Here is an 18,915-nt window from a genome sequence, read left to right on the forward strand (position 1 = left end):
CAACTGCTCCATTAATGCATCGTCGAACGTGAACTTGTCATGTTTGATGCGCTCCGCAATATGACGGAATGTGTTTGAGCGCGCCTCCTGCGTCGGGCGCTCTTTGCCGCAGGTCAACGCATCCACAAGCTTGTCCTCGAGAGCGCACGGCGAGTTCATGACAAATAACGCGTCGGGCGCGCGAGTAGTACAGAGTGCCGTGGCTGCTAATGCGATCATCGTTCCCTGACTGTGCGACATAATAGTCACCGTGTCGCGCGGCGAATGCCTCCGGATATCATCGATTAGGTCCGCAAGACGCTTCGCGGCGTGCGAATAATAGTCTCGGGGTGGCGCGTCTTGCAGGTAGCGGTCGGCTTCGGTATTTAGCATCTGCGCATCAATCCCGTAGACGTGCCGCTTCATCCCCATGGCGCTCCAGAGTTGCTGAATATTATTGGTGCCGTTCTGGAATGGGCCTCCGCCCCAGTACCATGGTCCCTTGTCCTGCGCTAGGTCGGCTTTCCAGACATCGGCGCCAGGATCGTTCCGGAGCGCTACTCGCCACTTCTTCTCTTCGCCGTCTTTGGCGCGATACCCCCAGTAGAAGCGAATTACGGGCGAGCGGCCTGGACGCGTCATGCGCCGTACCATTGGGCGTTTCAGCGTTTCGTCAAAATCCGCGTACTCGTTTGCCCGAAGCTCTGATCCCCCCGTGAGGTTAAGTCGTTCATTCAATCCCTTACACAGACCTTCCTCAGCCTTGTCATACCACTCGCCTTCCGAGTTCACCCCATGCACGAAGATGATCACGCCTGGCAGATGAGGGAGAAGCTTCGCTTGAGCCCACACCTGATAGCTCTCGGGCGTCATATAGGACTCCCAATATGGACGCCCAAAGACATCTGTCTGCCTTGGCACCTCACGCATCGCCTGCTGCTGTTCTTGTTCGTTCGATTCGGTCGACTGCTTGTTCTGCATCTTGTCTGTCCCCTGCGTCATACCCGGATCCCACCGGCGCAATTCAAAAAAAGCCCCGAACGAGTCGGGGCAAAGGTACGAGACCACCTTGTGTAGCCGTGAGCTACCCGGCGAGCATAGGCAAATGTGCGCGCGCTTCACACCAGTAAACTCCTAAACATTGCGCGCGACTTCAGAATCGGCTGGCGCTGCCGATAACAGACGCACACGCCAACCAGACATCGCCGCCACCCGACACGATGAATCGCGACCCATCCGACAGCTCGCTCAAAGCCGCTTTCCTGCGCCACGAAGACACCCTCGCGCCGCCGGAGCGCGCGTTCGGCGAGGACGATCACGCCGTCTACCGCACGCTCCTCGAATCGACCAAGGCGATTCCCTGGAAGATCGACTGGGCGACGATGGAATTCGTCTACATCGGCCCGCAAATCGAGGCGCTGCTCGGCTGGGCGCCGTCGTCGTGGAAGTCGGTGAACGACTGGGCCGAGCGCATGCATCCGGAAGATCGCGATTCGGTGGTCGACTTTTGCGTCTCGCAGTCGAAAGCGGGCACGGATCACGAAGCCGATTACCGCGCGCTCACACGCGACGGCGGCTATGTGTGGCTGCGCGACGTCGTGCACGTCGAGCGCAACGAGCGGGGCGAGGTCGAGGCGCTGATCGGATTCATGTTCGACATCGGCGAACGCAAGCGCACCGAGGAAAAGCTTGCGCAGATGCAGCGTGAACTGGAGCGCCTGTCGTTCAGCGACAGCCTGACGGGCGTCGGCAACCGCCGCCGCTTCGACGACGTGTTGACGCGCGAATGGCACGCCGCGAAGGATTCGGGCAAGCCGCTGTCGCTCGTGATGATCGATATCGACTTCTTCAAGTCGTACAACGATTATTACGGGCACGTTCAGGGCGACGAATGTCTGAAGCGCGTCGCGCGCGTGCTCGGCGAAGCGGCGGGTCCGCAACACTTTCTCGGCCGGTTCGGTGGCGAGGAGTTCGCGCTGATTCTCGCCGATACCGACGCCGAAGCCGCGATGCGCGTCGCACAGCGTTGCCGCGCGCTGATCGCCGGGGAAGCGATCCCGCATGTGCGCTCGCCGCACGATCAGCAGGTAACGGCGAGCTTCGGTGTGGGCACCGTCGTGCCCGGCGAGCGCATGGACGTGACGGCGTTCATCAATCTGACCGACGCGCAGCTTTATCAGGCGAAGGACAACGGCCGCAATCGCATTGCGGCCGTGGATCGCGCGGGCATGCGGGGCGAAGGGTTCAAGGCGCAGACGCGCTGAGCTTCAGACGCGCCCCGTCACCGGAATCGCCGCGCCCGTGATGCATTGCGCATCGGGCGAAAGCAGGAAAGCGATCACCGCGCCGAGCGCTTCTGGCTGCACCCAGCGGGAGAAATCGGCGGCGGGCATGTCGCGGCGATTCGACGCGGTATCGATGATCGAAGGCAACACCGCGTTCACCGTCACGCCGCGGTCCTTCAACTCTTCCGCGAGCGCTTCGGTCAGGCGCAGCAGCGCGGCCTTCGATGCCGCGTAAGCGCCCATTCCCGTGCCCGCTTTCATGGCCGCGAGCGCGCCGATATTGACGATGCGCCCGCCCTCCTTCGCGCTCAGTTGCGCGAGCGCCGCCTTCGATGCGTTGAGCGCGGTCTTCACGTTGACATCGAACATCGATTGCCAAGTGTCGGCGCTGCCGTCCGCGACCGTTTCCCAACTGAATGCGCCGGCCACGTTCACGAGCGCGTCGAGACCGCCCGTGCGCTGAACGATCGTATCGATGGCTTTTTGCGCCGATTTCGCATCCGTCAGATCGATGCCGGTCACGATGCAGGCATTGTCGAGCAACGCGGGCAACGCGTCCGAGTTCGCGCCATGGCCGACCAGCGCGACGCGCGCGCCGCGCCCGGCCAGCACGCGCGCTGTCGCGAGTCCCAGACTGCCGAAACCGCCCGTGATGGCGACGATCTTTCCTTCCAGGCTCAGGCTGTTCATGCGTTGTCGCTCCGTTCGAAGGCGCCAGATCAAGCATAGGACGGAACGCGGCGCGCAGCCCGGAATCTTCAGTGAGCGTCGCCCACCGTGCGCTGAACCGCGAAAACAGCCGCCGCAGTCGTCAGGCCGGTGACGAGCACCCCGTGCAAGCCCAGCACCACCGACAAAATGCGCCCGATGCCCGTCGTCGCGACCACGTCGCCGTAGCCGATGGTGAGCGCCGTCACGCCGCAAAAATAGAGCGTTTCGCCGAAGGAAGAGGGCACGTGCGTGCTGCTGTCGACGGGCGCGCCGAAGTAGAACATCAGCACGGACAGCACGAAGAACACGATCAGCAACATGCCGATCAGCGAGCGCAAATGCCAGAGCGCGTGGAAGAACCCGCGCGTCGCGCGGCGTGCATTGATCTTTTCGATCGTGAAAAGTTTAGTGAAGCTATTCATTCGGGCTGGATTCGCGCTGTTTCGGACAAAAACCGCCATCCTACCTTCAGTGCGCATTCGCCCGGAAGCATCCGGCCTCGTTATTCAGCCAATGCCGATCCCGCCTTTCCCGAAGCCTTCGCACGGCTTTCGACCGACGCACGGCCCGCGAGCAACCAGACCGCCGCCGCGATAGCCAGCGCGCACACGCCGGCCACGCCAAGCGCCGCCGCGAAGCCGCTCGCGAAACTCTCACGCGCGATGCGCACGAGCGCCGCGCCCTGCGCTCCGGCGAGGTTTTCACTCGCGTGCGCTAGATCGCCCGCGAGCAGGCGCGAAAGGAACGTGGCGTCGCGCACGCTCGACGGATCTGCGAGGCGCGACGCGTGGGCATCGAGCGCGGCGTGCGTGCGCGTTGCGAGCACCGCGCCCAGCACGCCCACCGATGTAACGATCGCGGTGAAACGCGTCGTCGTGCTGATGCCCGAGGCCATGCCGGTGCGATTCGACGGCACGCACGCCATGATCGCTTTTTGCGTGTCGCCGTTGAGCACGCCCGCGCCGAGGCCCGTGACGATCATCCCCGCCGCGATCAGCCCGTAGTTCGACGTTTGCGCGAAAAGCGCCGTCAGCAGATTGCCCGCGCCGATGGTCGCGAGACCGAGCGTCAACAGCGCCATCCCCGGCACGCGCCTGCCGAGCGACGCGCCGATGCGCGGCCCGATGATCATCGCGATCGCGAACGGCAACATTCCGAGGCCCGCGCGCACCGCCGGCAAGCCGAACGCGTTTTGCAGATAGAGCGGCAGGAAAGTCATCATCACTTGCGCGCAGGCGGCGTAGCCGAACATCGCGAGCACGGCGGCGACGAAGCGCGGCTGGCGGAAGAGCGCGAGGTCGATCATCGCGTGCTCGCGTGAGCGCTGCACCCGCACGAAGACGATGAAAAGCGCCGCGCATGCGCCGAGGCGCGCGAGCGTGCGCCAGTCGGTCCAGCCGTCGGCTTGCGCGTCGATCAGCGCCCAGATGCCGAGCGCGAGCGCGGCGGCGAAGAGCGCGCTGCCCACGAGATCGAGCGCTCCGGCTTCGCGGTTGCGCGACTCGCGCATGCCGCGCCACGCGCACGCGGCGAGCACCGCGCAAATCGGCAGATTCATCAGGAAGATCCAGCGCCAGCCGGCCCATTGCGTGATAACGCCGCCGACGAGCGGCGCGATGGTCGTCGAGACCCCCATGCACGTGCCCCACACCGCCCACGCGCGGGCGCGCGCCGCGCCTTCGTGGAACGTGTTCGCGATAATCGCGAGCGCCGACGTGAGCAGCATCGCCGCGCCGACGCCCTTCGCCGCGCGCGCGAGGTTCAGCGCCAGCGCCGACGGCGCGAGCCCGCAACCGAGCGACGCGAGAAAGAACGCCGCAAGTCCGGCGATCAGCATCTTCTTGCGGCCAATGCGGTCGGCGAGCGCGCCGGCCGGCAGCAGGCACGCCGCGAAGGCGACCATGTACGCGCTCACGACCCATTCGACATCGGCGAAACCGGCGTGGAAATCGCGCGCGATGGACGGCAACGCCACCGCGACGACGTTCGTGTCGAGCGTGATCAGCGCGCACGTCGCGGATGCGGTGAGCAGGACGAAGCGGGTTTCGGATGGATTCGGGTTCGGGTTCGACATGACCACGCGCGGAGAAAACGGAAGGATCTGTCGATGCTAGTGGCGTCGGTCTTGCCTGTCATTGGCATAGAATCGCTGAATAATTATCGAAATCGTGAATACAGATATGCCCGTCGAATTGCGTCACGTGCGCTGTTTTCTGAGCGTCGCCCGGCATCTGCATTTCGCGCGCGCGGCGGAAGAGCTCGGCATTGCGCCGCCCGCGCTCACCAAGCAGATCCAGGAAGCCGAGCGTCTGCTCGGCGTGCGGCTGTTTCATCGGACGAAGCGTTCCGTCGCGCTGACGGCGGCGGGCGAGGCGTATCTCGGCGAAGCCGTCGCCGCGCTCGATCATCTCGCGCGCGGCGCGGAACGCGCGACGCTCGCCGAGCGCGGGGAACTGGGGAAGATCGTCATCGGATATGTCGGGTCGGCGGTGTATTCGGGCGTGCTGCAGGCGACTGTGCGCGGCTTTCGGGCGCGCTATCCGCAAGTCGAGATCGGCATCGAGGAAATCGTGATGCGCGAAGCCGGCGCGCTGCTCGTCGAAGGGCGCATCGATATCGCGTATGTGCGCCCGCCGGTGCCGTATCCCGAAGGCGTCGAGTCGCGCACCGTGCATCGCGATGCGTTCATCGTCGCGTTGCCCGCCGATTCCCCGCTGGCGGCGTCGAGCGCCATCGCGCCGGCGCAAATGCGCGATCAGTCGTTCGTCGTGCCGGAGCAGGAATCCGGCACGCTCGAAGTGGCGCGGCGCGGACGTTTCACGGCGCGAATCGTCGCCCAGCCGGGCACGCTCGCCGATGTGCTCGCGCATGTGTCGCTTGGCGGCGACGTCGCCGTCGTGCCGCGCTCGCTCGCGCAATGCGTGACGGTGCCGGGCGTCGAGTATCGGGAGATCGCGGGGAAAGCGGTGCCCTCGGAAGTGGCGATGGTTTATCGCCGGTTCGAGCGGGCGGCGGCCGTCAGGTCGTATCTGGATTTCGCGGCGTCATGATCGAAGCGCGGATTGCGCGATCGGCTCGAATCCCGCGCGATGCGCCTGCGCGAGCGCCGATGCCTTCTCGCGAAGCGCGGCGCGATCCATCGCCAGGGCTTCGCGCATTGCCGCGTGCAACTGCGCGATGGGCACGACGCCCGGCGCATCCGCGATCTCCCACGTCGATGCATACGCGCGCTGCTTGACGGCATCCGCGTGCTCGAAATTCACGCGCGGCAAGCCGTACGCCATCGCGATGATCCGGCCGTGCAGACTGCTTCCCGCAAAACCCTCGCTTTTCGCGATCAACGCGCAGATGTCCCAGATGTCGAGTGAATCGAAGATCGTCACGGCCGGATGGCGCATGCGTGCGGTCATGCGCTCGTAGACCGCGCGGGCGTCGTGCCACGGCGCCGCGCCCGCGCGAAAGAGCGCGATGCCGAGTCCCGTCGCGCCGCCAATCAGATCTAGCTGATGCGCGATTTGCGCGAGCGTGGTGTCGTCGCCGAAATCGGCGCTGAACTGGACCGCCAGATAGCCGTGAGGAAATGCGCGGCGAGCGCCGGCACGCGTCGCGATGCGCGCGTCGAAGAGTTCGGCGACCATCGACGCCGGGTCGGGGACCAGCCGCGCGTCCAGTCCCGCGCGCTTCAGCGTGGCTTGCGTGCGCGTGTCCCTCACGCTGATTTCATCGGCCGATCGGAGCTTGGTCAGCACTTCGGCTCGAAACGCGGCGTCGCGGATGTCGAGCGTCGCGCCGCCGATCGCGTCGAAGCAGATCGAAGCGGCGCGCGCAAACGTCTCGCGGCCGACGACATACGGCGCGAACGCGTCCGTGCCGAGTTGGGCGCGCGCCCATGCATCGCGGTCCGCCGCGCGCGATCCGTATCGGGCGATGCGGGCTTGCGCTTGCCCGGGCTTCGTCAGCATCACGGCGGCTTCCCACGCGTCGCACGTCAAGAGCTCGCCGCCCGCGTGAATCAGGGCGATGGGTTCGTCGCGCGACCACCCGGCCAGTTGCGAGATCGCGACGATGTCGTGGCCGCCGTGCGCACGCAGGTCTCGCCGCGCGCGTCCGGCGAATATCGGCTCGACCTCCGGACAGCGCTCGCCGAGCAAAGCCGCGACGACATGCGCGAACAGCATGTCCCCGAAATTGTGCCGGTCGAAGGCACCGAACACGATGACCCGGCGCTTCGGGCAGACGCGAGCGTTAGCCAAACGGCCACCTGTTCGAGCGAGGCGTCATCGGGCAGCATGAACGGGTCATTCGTAAGGAAACCTGAAATTCTGATTTTGGAGTCGAAAACATGTTGAGCCTGCGCGCCGCCGATGGAATTCTGCTAAAGTACACACAAACGTACACACGAGATTTCATCATGCCCATCACCCGAATTTTCCGCAACGGCAACTCTCAAGCGATCCGCATTCCCGCGGAACTCGCGTATCCCGACACGCAAACCGAAGTCGAGATCGATCGTATAGGCGACGAACTGCGTATCCGCCCGGTGCGGCGGTCGCTCGCTGGCGCGCTCGAACGCTTCGCGCGCTTCGATGCCGGTTTCATGGCGTCGGGACGCAACGAGCCGGAACAAGACGATCGGGAGTTCTTCTGATGCCGCGCTATCTGCTCGACACGAACATGTGCATCTATCTGATGAAGCATCAGCCGGAACAGGTCGCGCGGCGCTTCGCAAAATGCTACGTCGGCGAGGTGCTCATGTCGTCGATCACCTACGCCGAACTGCAATTCGGCGTCGCGGTGAGCGCAAGCCCGGCCCGCGAGCGCGCCAATCTGGCGTCGCTCGTCGAACTGATCGAAGTCGCGCCGTTCGGCGAGGACGCCGCCGCTGCCTATGGTCCGATCAGGCACGCGTCGCGGGAGCGCAACCGGGGCGCGCTCGACAAACTCATCGCCGCTCACGCCGTCGCGCTGGGCGTGCCGATCGTGACGAACAACGTCAAGGACTTCGAAAGCTATCCCGGCGTGACCGTCGAGAACTGGCTCGAAGGCGACGCCTAACGCCGCTCACTGAACCGGAGACAGCCCCTCACGATCCGCTAATTCTCCCCGATCAAACTTCCCTCACACACGGAAGGACAGGAGGGAAAGATGAAGATCGAACCGACGCCCATCGCCGCCGCATCGCTGATCGCGACGGACGCGAACGACGACGCATCGCCTGAAGCTGCGACGGTCGACGCGACCGTTTGCTTCGAACCGATGCGCTATGACGACCTCCTGCCCTATCTGTTTTTGCCGATGGCCGGCGCGTACTGAAACGAAACCGCTGGAGCACCCGATGTTCATCCGAGACGGCGTCACTTACGAGTTTCATCACATGGGCATTCCGGCGCACGAGCCGCGCGAAGGCGAGCGTTACAGCGCGCAGTTCCGCATGTACACGAGCGACGCCGATTGCGATCTCATGCGCGTGCAGTATCACCGCTTCGAGGAAGGCAGCACGCTGCCCGCATTGATGCGCACCGTGCCGCATGCGGCGTTCAAGGTGAGCGATTTGACGAAGGCGATCGAAGGCAAGACGCTTCTGCTCGGCCCGTATGAGCCGATCGACGGCTTTCGTGTCGCGGTCGTTCGGAACGGCGACGTGCCGGTCGAACTCATCGAGACGACGCTCACCGACGAGCAGATCTGGGAGCGGGCGAAGAGCGGCACGCGGGCGTCGATGTATCGTCGGGATTGACCTGCGGCGGCGTCAGCGTTTGGAACAGGTTGCGCAGCAAGCGCTCGACGACCCGATCGCCCGGGTCGTTTCGTCGTCGTGTTTGCCCTGAACCGCTCTGTCAGACCGTCACGCGCGTGACGCCGCCGCTCGACAGGAGACGCACACGCTGGCCGGCGTAGAACATCTGGCCATCGGCGGACTGGGTGATCGCGCGCAGATCGCCATTGTCGAGACGCACGGTGATTTCGAGGCCCTTCTGCCGTTCGAGATGATCCTGAACCTGATCGCCCGCGACTGCGCCCGCGATTCCGCCGATCACACCGGCGAGCAGCGAGCCGTGTCCCTCTCCGACCGCGCTGCCCGCGACCGCGCCGAGCAACCCGCCGCCGATTGCTCCGAACGGGGCCGGGTGGCCGTCGTTGTTTTCGATCGTCACGCCGCGCACGCTTTCGACCGTCGCCATGCGCACCGTTTCTTCGTGCTGCGTCTGCATGCTGTCGTAGACGTCGGCGGAACTGCCCATCGATGCGCAACCACTCATGCCCACCGTGCAGGCAACGGCCAAAACGCAGACGGCGATAGTCGACTTGTTCATGTTTTGCTCCTCAGATCGGACGATGTCTTGTTGGGTTCGGCCCGCGTTTCGTGTGTCGCGTTGCCATGAAAAGCATCGTAAAGAGGCTGAATGAGCGCCGAATGAGGATGCCCGGCGCGCTTGACCTGCATGATTGAAGCGCTTATACAGAACTCTCCTCGCTCGCGACCGGAGTCCTGAATGACAAGATCCGCGATTCCCTTCCTGGTTTGCGCCGTCGCGCTCGCTGCGTGTTCCAGCGGCGGTCCCAACTCCGCACCGCCGCCGGGCTCCGTCACGACGACGCTGCCCTCGGGCGGCGTCTACAAAGGCTCGCTCAAGGAGAGCGCGGCCGACGCCACGCTACTCATGCTCTTCGACGGCAGCGCGTATCTCTTCTACGGGAGCGCGGGCGGCACGGGGCTCGCGGGCGTCGCGGTCGCGAAGAACGGCGCGCAATCGGGCGACGGGCGCTTCACCAGCGAGGCCGCGTTCGACTATCGCGTAGGCAAGGCGTCGGCATCGCCCGCCGTCTTCAGCGCGAATTTCGCCCACGCGCCCGCAGTCGATGCAACCGTCGCGCACACGGACGGCAGCGCCGGTCTCGCGTTTTCCGGCAACGCCGCGCCGATGCTCGACATCGGGCCGAGCCGTGCCAACGCGGGCGGCCTCTACAGCGGACGCGGCATGTCGCTAGGCGGAACCACGCAAACGCGCATCACGGTCGCGGGCGACGGCTATCTGGCCGGCACGACGACATCCGGCTGCATCTTCAAGGGCACGGCGGCGCCGCACGCAGGCGCGAATGCCTACGACGTTTCGGTGACGTTCGGCCCCGCGCCCTGCCCGCTCCCGGACGCGACCGTGACCGGTAACGCGGTGCTCGACGGCGCGCGTCTTCTCGTCGCTTTGCCGAGCCCGGACCGCGCCGACGTCTTTCTCTTCGACGGCCGGAAATAGATGCCGCAGGCGACGGCAAGCGGCCGCGAAAATTAGTCATCCGTTACTTACATAAGCGATTTCTATCCTAAGATTCTTTTCGCTGCAGGCAGCGTCGTGGCGTTCGCGTCGGTTGCTTTCATGGGTGCGCGCTTCGGCGAAAGTAGTCGTGTGTTGTTCAGTGCAATTTCCGAGAGAAGCCTTGCTTTGCATGCGACCGGACGACGGCGACGAACGCCCGATCCGGCCGACAACAACCGGAGACAACCCAGATGAACGCAACGCTCAAGCTTTTGCCGTTGGCCGTCAGTGCGATGTTCGCCTGCCTGCCGTATGCGAACGCCGCGCAGGACAATGTCAGCACGCTTTCGAATTTCCGTCAGACGGGCAACGCCGCGCCGCCGGAAACCATCCCGCAAGCCGGTCAGACCGCCGACGCGCTGCGCAAAAATCTCGAACAAATCAAGCTGCCTCCGGGCTTCAAGATCGAGCTGTACGCCGTGGTGCCCGAAGCGCGCGCCATGGCGATCGAGCCTTCGACGGGCGTCGTGTTCGTCGGCACGCGCAAGAATCGCGTGTGGCAGGTGACTGACCGGACCAAGCAACGCTTCGCGAGCGATGTCGTGCAGTTCGCCTCGTCGGTGACGTTCAAGGTGCCCAACGGCGTGTGCTTCTCGCCGGACGGCGTGCTCTATGTGGTCGAGCAGAACCGCGTGCTCGGCTTTCCCGCGGCGCAGTTCTTCGGCGAAGGCGGACCGGATGTCGCGGCGGCGGTCGTCGTGCCGCAGGGCAAGCTGATTCCGACGCAGTTCGAAAGCTTCAATCACGGCGCGCGCTACTGCCGCATCGGGCCGGACAAAAAGCTGTACGTCGCGCTCGGTCAGCCGTGGAACGTGCCGCCGAAGGACAAGCTCGCCGAACTCGACAAGAACGGGCTCGCCGGCATCATCCGTCTGGATCAGGACGGCAAGAACCGCGAAGTCTATGCGCACGGCGTGCGCAACTCGGTCGGCCTCGATTTCAATCCGAAGGACAAGACGCTCTGGTTCACCGATAACCAGGTCGACGGCATGGGCGACGACACCCCGCCCGGCGAGCTGGATCATGCGACCAAGAGCGGCGAGAACTTCGGCTTTCCGTGGTACGGCGGCGGCAAAGTGCGCACGGTCGAATACAAGGACCAGAATCCGCCGGCGGGCGTCGTGTTCCCGCAGGTCGAGTTCGCCCCGCACGCCGCCGATCTCGGCATGTCGTTCTATAACGGCAAGATGTTCCCGCAGAAGTATCAGGGCGGCATCTTCGACGCGGAGCACGGTTCGTGGAACCGCACGAAGCCAATCGGCGCGCGCATCATGTTCACGCCGATCAAGGACGACGGCACCGCGGGCGCGACGGAAGTGTTCGCGGAAGGCTGGCTCACGGGCAGCGGCGAGTATATGGGCCGCCCCGTCGATGTGCAGATGCTGCAGGACGGCTCGCTCCTCGTCTCCGACGACTACGCTGGCGCGATCTATCGCATCTCGTATACGGGGGCCAAATGAGGGTCGCGCTGACCGGCGCGGTGCTCGCGGGCGTGCTGGCGGCGGTGTCGTGCGCGTCGTTCGCTGGCGGCGACGTCAAGGCCGGGCGCGCGAAGGCGTCGGCTTGCGCGGCGTGTCACGGCATCGACGGAATCTCGAAGCTGCCGGAAGCGCCCAACCTCGCCGGACAGACGGAGGAATATCTCGTGAAGGCGCTCAACGATTTCCGCACGGGCGAGCGCAAGAACGAAATGATGTCGATGATGGCGAAAACCTTGTCCGACGCCGACGTCGCCAATCTGGCCGCGTATTACCACAGCCTCGGCAAGCCGTGACGGCAGCCGGCGTGTTGCAAATTTGCTGCGGTCGATTCCCGATTGCGATTTTTTTTGTTTTAGGTGTTGACGCACAGAGTTAAGGGTTTATACTTACACCTGTCTCCTCCATGTCTCAACCGATGTGGATTCAAGCCCGCTCAACTGAAGCGGGCTTTTTTTTGGCCATTTTTTGCCCTCTTCTTGCCGCCGCTTCATTGCTCGCCTGGCATATCGCCGCGCAATTCGGCCTCGATCTGGTCTATCGAAGGCAAGGTGGTCTCCAGCGACGCCGGAACCTCGCGAAGCAGCTGATATTCGGCCACGCCCATCGGTTTGGCGACGCCGCGCAGCGCATATTCCGCGACCAGCCGGTTCTTCTCCTTGCACAGCAAAAGCCCGATCGTCGGCTGATCGTCGGGCGCTTTCAGTTGCGCGTCCACGGCGGAAAGATAGAAATTGAGCTGGCCGGCATATTCCGGCTTGAACGCCGTCGTCTTCAGTTCGACCACCACGTAGCAGCGCAGCTTGAGGTGATAGAACAGCAAATCGATAAAGAACTCGTCGCCGCCCACATCCAGCCGATACTGCCGCCCGACGAACGCGAAGCCCGCGCCCAATTCCAGCAGAAATCGCGTGATGTGACGCGTGAGCGCCTGTTCGATATCGCGTTCCTGCGCGTTTTCGGCGAGTCCGAGGAAATCGAAGATATACGGGTCTTTGAGCGCGTCGCGCGCCAGATCGGATTGCGGCGGCGGCAGCCGCTCGTCGAAATTGGTGATGGCGCTGCCGCTGCGCGCGTGCGCGGCGGTTTCGATCTGCATCACGAGAACCTGACGCGACCAGCCGTGCTCAAGCGACTTCGCCGCGTACCAGCTTCGATCGTCCTGATTCTTGAGCTTGTCCAGCAACGTGCAAAGGTGGAACCACGGCAATTGTGCAGCAGGCTGCTGCACGAATGCCTCGTCCGGCCACGCCTGCGCGAGCGCGCGCATGTATTTGAGATTACGCGGTGAAAAGCCGCGCATGTCGGGAAACGCCGATTTCAGATCGCGCGCCAACTGATCGATGACGCCCGCGCCCCAGCCTTGTCGCCGCTGACGATCGAGAATGTCGCGGCCGATCTGCCAATACAGCGTGACCAGTTCGCGGTTCGCGCTGGCCGCAGCCCGCTGGCGCGCGCGCTCGACGCGAAGTTTCAGTTCGGCAAGCCAATGCCGGTAGTCGTCGTCCCACACCTTGGGAAGTTTGACGGTCATGCGGTTCCTGGTTCGACGCCGGTTGTCGTGGAACGGCCATTATCGGCGGATTCGACTCTTCGGAACATGGAGCGCAGGCGGCGCGGCGGCCTTCTGCGTGTGCTTCTGCGTCTTCGTTGGTCTCCCGACGCGCCCCTCGCGCAAGGCTTGGGGTTATCTTCCGAGGCTCTTGGGCCTCGATGCTTAATTTTGTCCACAAAAGTTGTCCACAGAAAGTGGGCACAAGCCTGTGGATATCGTTTCAGGTTCTGCTGCAAAGCATTGATTCGACGACACTTACATCCAACGCCTAGCAACGCGCCCCGTGCGCGCCGCCGGATTCAGTCGGCATTCGGCGTGCAGGACGCGAGCACCGCGTCGATGCGATTCATCTCGATGCTGAAAATCGACTGCGGCGCGGTGGCGTTCAGCTCGTCCGCGGCGGAGCGCGGCAGCGCCATCGCAATGGTGGCCGTCGCGACCAGCGCAAGAACCACCGACAGGAACCAGGAAAGAACGATCATCGCCAACCTCGTCAAGAAAGTCTCTCTGCATCGGCGCGCTTGAACGTCAGCGCGTGATGTGAAGAGTACGGCTGCACGGCGCATCGCACAGCCCTACGGACGGGGGGACTTGAAGGAGGGTGACTAAGGGCGCAGCCTCGGGGACGGCGTGGTCGACACGCCTTGCGCGCGCGCCGCGGCGTCTTGCGCCCGCATCGCCCGGATGAAGCCTTCGCGTTCGCGCAGACGCCGCCAATAATCCGCGATCGATGGCGCGAAGCCCGCGCTCTGATCGAGCAGTTCCGCGAGCATCAACGCATAGCCGACGGAAATGTCCGCCGCCGTGAAGCGTCCGGCGCACAGATACGGCTGCGCGTCGAGCAGCGGCGCGAGCGTGCGCAGGCGCGCGTGAAACCATCGCGAGTAATCCTCGACGATTTGCGGCTGCAGCCGCTCCGGCGGCTCCAGATGCGCATAGCGAAGCACGAGCGTCTGCGGAAATGTGAGCGTCGCTTCGCCGAAATGCAGGAAATTGAGATAGCGGCCGAAATCGGCCTCGTGCGGCGCGACATCGAGCGCGCCCGGCGAATAGCGCGCCGCCAGATACTGGCAGATCGCCGACGATTCGGTCATGAAAAGCGCGTCGTCCGAGTCGTCGGTGAGCGCCGGAATCGTGCCGAGCGGATTCACGTCCTTGAAACCGCGCGCCAACACGCGCGGCGGAAACGGCAACATCTTCAGTTCATACGGCACGCCGATTTCTTCCAGCGCCCAAAGCGGCCGGAACGAGCGCGCGCTCACGCAATGATGCAGCGTAATCACGTCGATTCCTCCGCGCTTCAGGCGAGCCAGGACGGCTTGCGCTTCTCCAGAAAACTGCGCACGCCTTCGCGCCCTTCGTCCGATGCGCGGATGCGCGCGATGCGCTCGGCGGTCTCGCCGATCAACGCTTCATCGACTTCCTTGCCCGCGAAATCCGCGACGAGCTTCTTGCATTCGCGCACACCGTTCGGGCTGTTCGCGGCGATGCTCGCGGCGATCGCGTCGACGCGCGCATCGAGTTGATCGGCGGCGACGGCTTCGTGCACGAAGGAAAGACGCAGCGCTTCGGCGGCATCGAAGCGCTCCGCCGTCACGAAGTAACGATGCGCGGCGCGCGCGCCCATCGCGCGGATCACGTAAGGCGCGATCGTCGCGGGCATCAGGCCGAGCTTCGCCTCGGAGAGACAGAAGTGCGCCGTGTCCGCCGCGACCGCGATATCGCACACCGCGACGAGTCCCATGCCGCCCGCGTAAGCGTCACCCTGCACGCGCGCGATGACCGGCTTCGAGCAGGCGTAGATCGTGTTGAGCATGGTCGCGAGGCCAAGCGCGTCGGCGCGGTTCTCCGCCTCGGAATAGCCCGCCATGCGCTTCATCCAGTTGAGGTCCGCGCCCGCGCAGAACGCCGGGCCGCTCGCCGCGAGAATGACGACGCGCACGTTGGCGTCGCTGTCGAGCGCGCGGAAGGCGGCGGTGAGCTCGACGATGGTCGCGTCGTCGAAGGCATTGCGCACATCGGGGCGATCGAGCGTTACGCGCGCCACGTGGCCTTCGATGCCGAGCTTCAGGCGTTGCAGATTCGCTGCGTCGGTCATGGTGTAGTCTCCCTGTGCGCTCGAATTGAGCGCTGCTCAATTTATGCCGGCTGGCAGCCTACGTTTCAACGATCAGTGTCATCCATAAACATGAAAATGGTCAACTCAAATATTTGAGCGTTACTCACAAATTCGCTTACACGACAATCATCCGACGAGACTTATCGCCGCCATGTCGTGAAGCGCGCATGCGGGGACGTAATATAGTCGTATATATTACGGTGCTCGCCGAACTGTACGGCACCACGCTCGCGGCCTCCAACGCGCGCCCGAAGTCGATCCATAACCAGACTTTCAACTCGATTCAAGGAGCTTTACGTGAAGACTCGCATTTTGCGCGCTTTGCTTTGTGCGTTCGTTCCGCTCGCCGCGGGCATCGCCGCGACGTCGGCGCTTGCCGGCGAAGTGCAGGTCGCGGTCGCGGCCAACTTCACGGCACCCGTGCGGGCCATCGCCGCCGACTTCGAGAAGGACACCGGCAACAAAGTGGTCGCATCCTTCGGCGCGACGGGCCAGTTCTACGCGCAGATCAAGAACGGCGCGCCGTTCGAAGTGTTCCTGGCCGCCGACGACGCCACGCCCGCCAAGCTCGACAGCGAAGGCGCGACCGTGCCCGGCAGCCGCTTCACCTACGCGACGGGCGCGCTCGCGCTGTGGTCCGCGAAGGACGGCTACGTCGACGACAAGGGCGAAGTGCTGAAGAAGAACGATTTCAGGCACATCGCGATCGCCAATCCGAAAGCCGCGCCCTACGGTCTCGCCGGCTATCAGACGCTCGACAAGCTCGGCCTCACGGCCGAGATCAAGCCGAAGGTCGTCGAAGGCCAGAACATCTCGCAGACGCAGCAGTTCGTCGCCACGGGCAACGCCGAACTCGGCTTCGTCGCGCTGTCGCAGATCTACAAGAACGGCAAGATCACGAGCGGTTCGGCGTGGATCGTGCCGGCGAATCTGCATGACCCGATCAGGCAGGACGCCGTGATCCTCAGCAAGGGCCGTGACAATCCGGTCGCGAAGCAGTTCATCGAGTACCTGAAAGGGCCGAAGGCCGCGGAAGTGATCAAGTCCTACGGTTATCAGCTGTAATCGCGCCGATGCCGCTCGATAGCGCCGATCTCCAGGCCATCACGCTGACGCTCGAACTCGCGTCGCTCACGACGGCGCTTCTGCTCGTCATCGGCACGCCGATCGCATGGTGGCTCACGCACACGCATTCGAAGCTGAAGGGCATCGTCGGCGCCGTGGTGGCGTTGCCGCTCGTGCTGCCGCCGACCGTCATCGGCTTCTATCTGCTCGTGCTGATGGGGCCGAACGGTTATGTCGGCAAATTCACGCAGGCGCTCGGCATCGGCTTGTTGCCGTTCACCTTCGCGGGGCTCGTCGTCGGCTCGGTGATCTACTCGCTGCCCTTCGTCGTGCAGCCGTTGCAGAACGCGTTCGAAGCAATCGGACGCCGTCCGCTCGAAGCGGCCGCGACGCTGCGCGCGGGTCCGTGGGACACGTTCTTCACGGTGGCGCTGCCGCTCGCGCGGCCCGGCATCATCACGGCGACGATTCTCGGCTTCGCGCATACCGTCGGCGAATTCGGCGTCGTGCTGATGATCGGCGGCAATATTCCGGGACGCACGCGCGTGGTGTCGGTGCAGATCTTCGATCACGTCGAGGCGCTCGAATACGCGCAGGCGCACTGGCTCGCGGGCGGCATGGTGCTATTCTCCTTCGTCGTCCTTCTACTGCTCTATTCCGGCCGACGTTCCGTCACGGCTCATGTCTGAACTCACTTCTCAACGCCTGACGCTCGCCCGCGAGCGCACCAGTTCCGGGGAAGCGATCGAAGCGCGCTTTCTCGTCGAGCACAAAGGCTTCACGTTCGATATCGATCTCGCGCTGCCCGGCCGCGGCGTCACCGCGATCTTCGGCCATTCCGGTTCCGGCAAGACCACGCTCCTGCGCTGTCTCGCGGGGCTCGCGCGGCCGCGCGTCGGGCGGCTCGTCGTCAATGGCGAAATCTGGCTGGATACCGAGCGCGATATTTTTCTGCCGACGCACAAGCGCCCGCTCGGTTACGTCTTTCAGGAAGCGAGCCTCTTTGCGCACCTGAGCGTGAAGAAAAACCTGCGTTTCGGGCTGGAGCGCGTGCAGGCGGCCGAGCGGCGCGTGGATCTGTCGCAGGCGGCGGAACTGCTCGGCATCGGGCATCTGCTGGAGCGCATGCCCGCCGGATTGTCGGGCGGCGAACGGCAGCGCGTGGGTATCGCGCGGGCGCTCCTGACGAGTCCGCGTCTGCTTTTGCTCGATGAACCGCTCGCGTCGCTCGATCAGAAACGCAAGCAGGAAATCCTGCCGTATCTCGAACGCCTACACGATGAGCTCGACATTCCCGTGCTCTACGTGAGCCACGCGCCGGAAGAAGTCGCGCGCCTCGCGGATCATCTCGTGCTGCTCGAAGGCGGTCGCGCGCTCGCGAGCGGCCCGATTGCCGATACGCTCGCGCGGCTCGATTTGCCGCTCGCGATCGCCGACGACGCATCGGTCGTGTTCGAAGGCATCGTCGGGGGATACGACAGCGCATATGGCCTGCTCACGCTCACGTTGCCCGGCTCGGGCGCGAAGCTCGCCGTCGTGCACGCGCCGATGGCCGAAGGTCGAACCATGCGCGTCGCGGTGAAAGCGCGCGACGTGAGTTTGCTCACGGGCACGCACGAGCATGAGCGCAGCAGCGTGCTCAACGTGCTGCCCGCGACGGTCGTCGGCATCGCGCAGGACGCCAATCCGTCGCAGGCCGTGGTCCGGCTCGACGTCGACGGATCGCCGTTGCTCGCGCGCGTCACGCGTTACTCTCTGGACCGGCTGGGCATCGTCGAAGGCATGCGGTTGTGGGCGCAGGTGAAGGCGGTGTCGCTACTCGCCTGAGCGATCCCTCAGCGCGGCGTATTGCAGCAGCATGATCGTCTTGCCATCCATGATTTCGCCGCGCTCGATCATCTGCATGGCCGTTTGCAGCGGCACTTCGATCGTCTCGATTTCCTCGCCCTCCGCCTCGACGCCGCCGCCGTCCGATACGCGCATCGAGCTGTCGTAATCGCCGATATAGAAATGCAGCTTTTCCGTGACCGATCCCGGGCTCATAAACGCCTCGAAGATCTTCTCGACGCGCTGCACGCGATAACCCGTTTCCTCTTCGACTTCCGCGCGGATGCACTCGTCGGGCGTGGCGTCGTCGAGCAAGCCGCCGGGCGCTTCGATCAGCATGCCGTCGTGTCCGTTGACGAACGCGGGCATGCGGAACTGGCGCGTCAGCAGCACGTTGCCGGTCTCGCGATCGCGCAGCAGGATGGTCGCGCCGTTGCCACGATCGTAAGTCTCGCGGCTTTGACGCTGCCAGACGCCGTCGCGGCGCTGAAAATCGAAGGTCACTTTTCTAAGGACGTACCAGTCGTCCGACAGCACGTCGGTCTTGAGAATGCGCACGCGCTCTTTCGTTTCCATCGATTCA

23 protein-coding genes are annotated in these 18,915 nt (G+C 64.3%); 12 read left to right on the top strand and 11 right to left on the bottom strand.

The annotated features are described in order from the left end of the window. Positions 1 to 960 (bottom strand): alpha/beta hydrolase (locus tag AWB82_RS38080; protein ID WP_235023480.1); only part of this gene is annotated, 960 nt, incomplete at its 3' end. A 239-nt stretch (positions 961 to 1,199) separates the two neighbouring features. On the opposite strand from AWB82_RS38080, the gene AWB82_RS28860 reads away from it, so the two are divergent. Beyond that, a complete protein-coding gene (locus AWB82_RS28860; RefSeq protein WP_086972741.1) occupies positions 1,200 to 2,243 on the top strand; it encodes a sensor domain-containing diguanylate cyclase in 1,044 nt (347 codons plus the stop codon). 3 nt (positions 2,244 to 2,246) lie between these two features. On the opposite strand, the gene AWB82_RS28865 is transcribed toward AWB82_RS28860, so the two are convergent. The 3 genes from AWB82_RS28865 to AWB82_RS28875 all read right to left on the bottom strand — a co-directional run bounded on the left by AWB82_RS28865 (position 2,247) and on the right by AWB82_RS28875 (position 5,049). Further along, positions 2,247 to 2,954 (bottom strand): SDR family NAD(P)-dependent oxidoreductase, encoded by a 708-nt coding sequence (locus tag AWB82_RS28865; protein WP_086972742.1) that lies wholly within the window; start codon positions 2,952 to 2,954, stop codon positions 2,247 to 2,249. A gap of 68 nt (positions 2,955 to 3,022) precedes the next feature. Next, positions 3,023 to 3,397, bottom strand: coding sequence for a potassium channel family protein (locus AWB82_RS28870; RefSeq protein WP_086972743.1), 375 nt, complete (start codon positions 3,395 to 3,397; stop codon positions 3,023 to 3,025). Positions 3,398 to 3,477: 80 nt separating this feature from the next. Next, entirely contained in the window at positions 3,478 to 5,049 is a 1,572-nt protein-coding gene (locus tag AWB82_RS28875) for an MFS transporter (RefSeq protein ID WP_086972744.1), read from the bottom strand. 106 nt (positions 5,050 to 5,155) lie between these two features. On the opposite strand from AWB82_RS28875, the gene AWB82_RS28880 reads away from it, so the two are divergent. Beyond that, positions 5,156 to 6,025, top strand: a complete 870-nt coding sequence (locus AWB82_RS28880; protein ID WP_086972745.1) for a LysR family transcriptional regulator — start codon at positions 5,156 to 5,158, stop codon at positions 6,023 to 6,025. Here AWB82_RS28880 and AWB82_RS28885 read toward each other — a convergent pair. Then, a complete protein-coding gene (locus AWB82_RS28885; RefSeq protein WP_086972780.1) occupies positions 6,020 to 7,153 on the bottom strand; it encodes a polysaccharide pyruvyl transferase family protein in 1,134 nt (377 codons plus the stop codon). The genes AWB82_RS28880 and AWB82_RS28885 overlap by 6 nt on opposite strands. Positions 7,154 to 7,386: 233 nt before the next feature. Here AWB82_RS28885 and vapB point away from each other — a divergent pair, with 233 nt between their 5' ends. From vapB to AWB82_RS28900, 4 genes are all read left to right on the top strand, one after another. Beyond that, positions 7,387 to 7,623: a type II toxin-antitoxin system VapB family antitoxin gene (gene vapB, locus AWB82_RS28890; RefSeq protein ID WP_086972781.1), complete on the top strand. Its 237-nt coding sequence runs from the start codon at positions 7,387 to 7,389 to the stop codon at positions 7,621 to 7,623. Next, positions 7,623 to 8,030: a type II toxin-antitoxin system VapC family toxin gene (locus AWB82_RS28895; protein ID WP_086972746.1), complete on the top strand. Its 408-nt coding sequence runs from the start codon at positions 7,623 to 7,625 to the stop codon at positions 8,028 to 8,030. Before vapB ends, AWB82_RS28895 begins: the two co-directional genes overlap by 1 nt. A gap of 90 nt (positions 8,031 to 8,120) precedes the next feature. Then, positions 8,121 to 8,288 (top strand): hypothetical protein, encoded by a 168-nt coding sequence (locus AWB82_RS38085; RefSeq protein ID WP_200818219.1) that lies wholly within the window; start codon positions 8,121 to 8,123, stop codon positions 8,286 to 8,288. Between the two features lie 22 nt (positions 8,289 to 8,310). Further along, positions 8,311 to 8,712, top strand: a complete 402-nt coding sequence (locus AWB82_RS28900; protein ID WP_086972747.1) for a hypothetical protein — start codon at positions 8,311 to 8,313, stop codon at positions 8,710 to 8,712. 100 nt (positions 8,713 to 8,812) lie between these two features. Here the strand turns inward: AWB82_RS28900 and AWB82_RS28905 are convergent, their stop codons facing one another. Then, the gene (locus tag AWB82_RS28905) at positions 8,813 to 9,289 is read right to left on the bottom strand and encodes an outer membrane lipoprotein (protein WP_086972748.1); all 477 of its coding nucleotides are present in this window, start codon (positions 9,287 to 9,289) and stop codon (positions 8,813 to 8,815) included. A 180-nt stretch (positions 9,290 to 9,469) separates the two neighbouring features. Here AWB82_RS28905 and AWB82_RS28910 point away from each other — a divergent pair, with 180 nt between their 5' ends. The 3 genes from AWB82_RS28910 to AWB82_RS28920 all read left to right on the top strand — a co-directional run bounded on the left by AWB82_RS28910 (position 9,470) and on the right by AWB82_RS28920 (position 12,062). Beyond that, a complete protein-coding gene (locus AWB82_RS28910) occupies positions 9,470 to 10,228 on the top strand; it encodes a hypothetical protein (RefSeq protein WP_086972749.1) in 759 nt (252 codons plus the stop codon). A 251-nt stretch (positions 10,229 to 10,479) separates the two neighbouring features. After that, positions 10,480 to 11,748 (top strand): PQQ-dependent sugar dehydrogenase, encoded by a 1,269-nt coding sequence (locus AWB82_RS28915; RefSeq protein WP_086972750.1) that lies wholly within the window; start codon positions 10,480 to 10,482, stop codon positions 11,746 to 11,748. Then, on the top strand, positions 11,745 to 12,062 hold the full coding sequence (locus tag AWB82_RS28920; RefSeq protein ID WP_200818220.1) for a c-type cytochrome: 318 nt from the start codon (positions 11,745 to 11,747) through the stop codon (positions 12,060 to 12,062). Before AWB82_RS28915 ends, AWB82_RS28920 begins: the two co-directional genes overlap by 4 nt. Before the next feature lie 194 nt (positions 12,063 to 12,256). Here AWB82_RS28920 and AWB82_RS28925 read toward each other — a convergent pair whose 3' ends face one another. From AWB82_RS28925 to AWB82_RS28940, 4 genes are all read right to left on the bottom strand, one after another. After that, the gene (locus AWB82_RS28925) at positions 12,257 to 13,300 is read right to left on the bottom strand and encodes a PDDEXK nuclease domain-containing protein (protein WP_086972751.1); all 1,044 of its coding nucleotides are present in this window, start codon (positions 13,298 to 13,300) and stop codon (positions 12,257 to 12,259) included. A gap of 320 nt (positions 13,301 to 13,620) precedes the next feature. Then, a complete protein-coding gene (locus AWB82_RS28930; RefSeq protein WP_086972752.1) occupies positions 13,621 to 13,803 on the bottom strand; it encodes a hypothetical protein in 183 nt (60 codons plus the stop codon). Between the two features lie 123 nt (positions 13,804 to 13,926). Continuing rightward, complete coding sequence (locus AWB82_RS28935; RefSeq protein WP_086972753.1) at positions 13,927 to 14,604, bottom strand: glutathione S-transferase family protein; 678 nt, start codon at positions 14,602 to 14,604, stop codon at positions 13,927 to 13,929. Positions 14,605 to 14,621: 17 nt separating this feature from the next. Further along, complete coding sequence (locus tag AWB82_RS28940) at positions 14,622 to 15,419, bottom strand: enoyl-CoA hydratase/isomerase family protein (protein WP_086972754.1); 798 nt, start codon at positions 15,417 to 15,419, stop codon at positions 14,622 to 14,624. A gap of 318 nt (positions 15,420 to 15,737) precedes the next feature. Here AWB82_RS28940 and modA point away from each other — a divergent pair, with 318 nt between their 5' ends. From modA to modC, 3 genes are read left to right on the top strand one after another with little or no spacing between them, the layout of a single operon-like run. Further along, positions 15,738 to 16,505, top strand: a complete 768-nt coding sequence (modA, locus tag AWB82_RS28945) for a molybdate ABC transporter substrate-binding protein (protein WP_200818221.1) — start codon at positions 15,738 to 15,740, stop codon at positions 16,503 to 16,505. Positions 16,506 to 16,513: 8 nt separating this feature from the next. Continuing rightward, complete coding sequence (gene modB, locus AWB82_RS28950) at positions 16,514 to 17,194, top strand: molybdate ABC transporter permease subunit (RefSeq protein WP_086972755.1); 681 nt, start codon at positions 16,514 to 16,516, stop codon at positions 17,192 to 17,194. Then, on the top strand, positions 17,187 to 18,332 hold the full coding sequence (gene modC / locus AWB82_RS28955; protein ID WP_086972756.1) for a molybdenum ABC transporter ATP-binding protein: 1,146 nt from the start codon (positions 17,187 to 17,189) through the stop codon (positions 18,330 to 18,332). The genes modB and modC overlap by 8 nt, the downstream gene beginning before the upstream one ends. Here modC and AWB82_RS28960 read toward each other — a convergent pair. Continuing rightward, positions 18,321 to 18,908 carry an NUDIX domain-containing protein gene (locus tag AWB82_RS28960; RefSeq protein ID WP_086972757.1) on the bottom strand — a complete coding sequence of 196 codons (588 nt, stop codon included), beginning with the start codon at positions 18,906 to 18,908 and terminating at the stop codon, positions 18,321 to 18,323. The two genes, modC and AWB82_RS28960, sit on opposite strands and share 12 nt — an antisense overlap. Positions 18,909 to 18,915 lie beyond the last annotated feature (7 nt).

This window comes from Caballeronia glebae (assembly GCF_001545035.1).
In the GTDB taxonomy this organism is placed as follows: Bacteria; Pseudomonadota; Gammaproteobacteria; order Burkholderiales; family Burkholderiaceae; genus Caballeronia; species Caballeronia glebae.

Coding starts and splice junctions, on each gene's coding strand:
- AWB82_RS28860 (WP_086972741.1), top strand. CDS start 1,200: ATGAATCGCGACCCATCCGACAGCTCGCTCAAAGCCGCTTTCCTGCGC.
- AWB82_RS28865 (WP_086972742.1), bottom strand. CDS start 2,954: ATGAACAGCCTGAGCCTGGAAGGAAAGATCGTCGCCATCACGGGCGGT.
- AWB82_RS28870 (WP_086972743.1), bottom strand. CDS start 3,397: ATGAATAGCTTCACTAAACTTTTCACGATCGAAAAGATCAATGCACGC.
- AWB82_RS28875 (WP_086972744.1), bottom strand. CDS start 5,049: ATGTCGAACCCGAACCCGAATCCATCCGAAACCCGCTTCGTCCTGCTC.
- AWB82_RS28880 (WP_086972745.1), top strand. CDS start 5,156: ATGCCCGTCGAATTGCGTCACGTGCGCTGTTTTCTGAGCGTCGCCCGG.
- AWB82_RS28885 (WP_086972780.1), bottom strand. CDS start 7,153: ATGCTGTTCGCGCATGTCGTCGCGGCTTTGCTCGGCGAGCGCTGTCCG.
- vapB (WP_086972781.1), top strand. CDS start 7,387: ATGCCCATCACCCGAATTTTCCGCAACGGCAACTCTCAAGCGATCCGC.
- AWB82_RS28895 (WP_086972746.1), top strand. CDS start 7,623: ATGCCGCGCTATCTGCTCGACACGAACATGTGCATCTATCTGATGAAG.
- AWB82_RS38085 (WP_200818219.1), top strand. CDS start 8,121: ATGAAGATCGAACCGACGCCCATCGCCGCCGCATCGCTGATCGCGACG.
- AWB82_RS28900 (WP_086972747.1), top strand. CDS start 8,311: ATGTTCATCCGAGACGGCGTCACTTACGAGTTTCATCACATGGGCATT.
- AWB82_RS28905 (WP_086972748.1), bottom strand. CDS start 9,289: ATGAACAAGTCGACTATCGCCGTCTGCGTTTTGGCCGTTGCCTGCACG.
- AWB82_RS28910 (WP_086972749.1), top strand. CDS start 9,470: ATGACAAGATCCGCGATTCCCTTCCTGGTTTGCGCCGTCGCGCTCGCT.
- AWB82_RS28915 (WP_086972750.1), top strand. CDS start 10,480: ATGAACGCAACGCTCAAGCTTTTGCCGTTGGCCGTCAGTGCGATGTTC.
- AWB82_RS28920 (WP_200818220.1), top strand. CDS start 11,745: ATGAGGGTCGCGCTGACCGGCGCGGTGCTCGCGGGCGTGCTGGCGGCG.
- AWB82_RS28925 (WP_086972751.1), bottom strand. CDS start 13,300: ATGACCGTCAAACTTCCCAAGGTGTGGGACGACGACTACCGGCATTGG.
- AWB82_RS28930 (WP_086972752.1), bottom strand. CDS start 13,803: ATGATCGTTCTTTCCTGGTTCCTGTCGGTGGTTCTTGCGCTGGTCGCG.
- AWB82_RS28940 (WP_086972754.1), bottom strand. CDS start 15,419: ATGACCGACGCAGCGAATCTGCAACGCCTGAAGCTCGGCATCGAAGGC.
- modB (WP_086972755.1), top strand. CDS start 16,514: ATGCCGCTCGATAGCGCCGATCTCCAGGCCATCACGCTGACGCTCGAA.
- modC (WP_086972756.1), top strand. CDS start 17,187: ATGTCTGAACTCACTTCTCAACGCCTGACGCTCGCCCGCGAGCGCACC.
- AWB82_RS28960 (WP_086972757.1), bottom strand. CDS start 18,908: ATGGAAACGAAAGAGCGCGTGCGCATTCTCAAGACCGACGTGCTGTCG.